We start from the raw sequence: 2,095 nt of genomic DNA on the forward strand, positions 1-2,095 counted from the left end.
CCGACCCCGAGGTCCTCGACGTCGATCGCGTGCACCACGAAGTAGTAGCGGTGCGGGCCGTGGCCGGCCGGCGGTGCGGCGCCGATGAAGCGCCGCGCCCCCGCGTCGTTGGCCAGGGTCACGGCGCCGTCGGGCAGCAGACCCCTGTCGGGGTTCCCGGCGTCGGTGGGCAGGGACGTCGTCGAGGCCGGCAGGCCCACGACCGCCCAGTGCCAGAAGCCGCTGGCCGTCGGCGCGTCGGGGTCGTAGCAGGTGACCGCGTAGCTCTTCGTGCCCTCGGGCGCGCCGGACCAGGCCAGCTGCGGCGACACGTCCTCTCCGCCGGCGCCCATGATGCCGCTGACGTGCGAGGTCGCCAGCACCTCGCCGTCGGTGACGTCGGTGCTCGTCACCTCGAAGGTGGGGACATCGGGCAGGAAGCTGTACGGGTCGGGCGGCTGAGGCGCCACGGGTCCTCCTCGGGTGCGGAGCGGTTCCGCGTGCCCCTTACCCCGTCAGCCGCACCCGCATCCGCCGCCGCAGCAGCCACCGCCGCCACCGCCGGGCGCGCCACCACCCATGGGCGGGGGCGCCCCCATCGGTCCGCCGCCGCCACCGCGGTAGGGCGAGGGCGGGGTCACCGGACGCGTCGCCGTCCGGGCCTTGCCGCCGAGCGCGACGGAGGAGAGCAACTTGACGGTGTCGCTGTGCCCGTCGGGGCAGTCGGCGGGCTCCGAGGACCGCTGCATCGGGCGGTCCACCTCGAAGGTCGACCCGCACTCGCGACAGCGGAACTCGTAGCGCGCCATGCCCGGGACAGTAGGCCGCCCGGTGATCCTCCGACAGCCCGTCTACGGTGCCGAGGTGGCGTTCACGGGCTTCGGCGACGCGGCCGTCGACTTCTACGAGGGTCTCGAGGCCGACAACTCCAAGGCCTACTGGACCGACCACCGCCACCTCTACGAGGAGCACGTGCGCGGGCCGATGACGGCCCTGCTGGCCGACCTCGAGGCGGAGTTCGGCCCCGGCAAGGTGTTCCGGCCGTACCGCGACGTGCGCTTCGCGGCGGACAAGACGCCGTACAAGGTCCAGTGCGGCGCCACGGCCGGCCCGCACTACGTGCAGCTCTCCGCCGACGGGCTGATGGTCGCCGTCGGCTACTACGCGATGGTGCCGGCGCAGGTCGCGCGCTTCCGGGCGGCCGTCGACGACGAGCGCCACGGCCCGGCGCTCGCGAGGATCGTCGAGGGCCTCGCCGCGGACGGTTTCACGATCGCCGGGGACCGGCTCAAGACCCGGCCGCGCGGCACCGACCCGGACCACCCGCGGCTCGACCTGCTGCGTCACCGCAGCCTGTACGCCTGGTACTCCTGGCCGCCGTCGGACGAGCTGCACACCCCGGCCCTGGCCGAGCGGATCGCGACCACCTGGCGGCGGCTCGAGCCGCTCGGGCGCTGGCTCGACGACCACGTCGGGGTCGACCTCGACGACGCCGGGGAGCGCGCGCGTCGTCGTCGGTGACCCGGCGACCGGCCGCGCCGCCACGTCACCCAACCGAAACACTGCCATCCGCCCGCAGGTGTTGAGCCGACGACGTCGGGCTTCCTACTGTCCCGTGGGTCCGTGGCCGGAGCCGAGCGCCGGCCCGCGAGCCCCCTGGGAGTCCCGATGCCGCTTCCCCCGCCGGACCACCAGGCGCTCGCGACGGTCGCGGCCGGCTACGGCCTGGGCCTGTCGTCCGACGAGGTCGACGAGTACGCGCCGGTGGTGACGGGCCTGCTCGGGTCGTGGGACGCCGTCGAGGAGCTCTACGAGGCCGAGGCCCCCGCGGCCCCGGAGCGGTCGTGGACGCGGCCCGAGGACGGCGACAACCCCTACCACGCCTGGTACGTGACCACCTCGATCACCGAGGCCTCCGACGGCCCGCTGGCCGGGCGCACCGTCGCGGTCAAGGACAACACCGCCGTCGCCGGGGTCCCCATGACCAACGGCTCGGCGACGGTCGAGGGCTTCGTCCCGTCCACGGACGCGACGATCGTGCGCCGCCTGCTCGACGCGGGCGCGACGATCGCGGGCAAGGCCGTCTGCGAGGACCTCTGCTTCTCCGGGGCGGGCA

The 2,095-nt window shown here is 74.7% G+C and carries 4 protein-coding genes; 2 read left to right on the plus strand and 2 right to left on the minus strand.

The genetic code is table 11. From position 1 onward, the window contains the following. Both AC0CYZ_RS16170 and AC0CYZ_RS16175 read right to left on the minus strand, forming a co-directional pair. Positions 1-449 (minus strand): YbhB/YbcL family Raf kinase inhibitor-like protein (locus AC0CYZ_RS16170; protein ID WP_472217110.1); only part of this gene is annotated, 449 nt, incomplete at its 3' end. Positions 450-494: 45 nt separating this feature from the next. Next, positions 495-788, minus strand: coding sequence for an FmdB family zinc ribbon protein (locus AC0CYZ_RS16175; protein WP_472217112.1), 294 nt, complete (start codon positions 786-788; stop codon positions 495-497). Between the two features lie 55 nt (positions 789-843). On the opposite strand from AC0CYZ_RS16175, the gene AC0CYZ_RS16180 reads away from it, so the two are divergent. Then, positions 844-1,500 (plus strand): DUF2461 domain-containing protein, encoded by a 657-nt coding sequence (locus AC0CYZ_RS16180; protein WP_472217114.1) that lies wholly within the window; start codon positions 844-846, stop codon positions 1,498-1,500. A gap of 147 nt (positions 1,501-1,647) precedes the next feature. After that, positions 1,648-2,095 (plus strand): amidase family protein (locus AC0CYZ_RS16185; protein WP_472217116.1); only part of this gene is annotated, 448 nt, incomplete at its 3' end.

This window comes from Actinomycetospora sp. (genome assembly GCF_055612215.1).

What these genes read in the sequence shown, in the direction of transcription:
- AC0CYZ_RS16175 (WP_472217112.1), bottom strand. Translation starts at nt 788, where the DNA reads ATGGCGCGCTACGAGTTCCGCTGTCGCGAGTGCGGGTCGACCTTCGAG.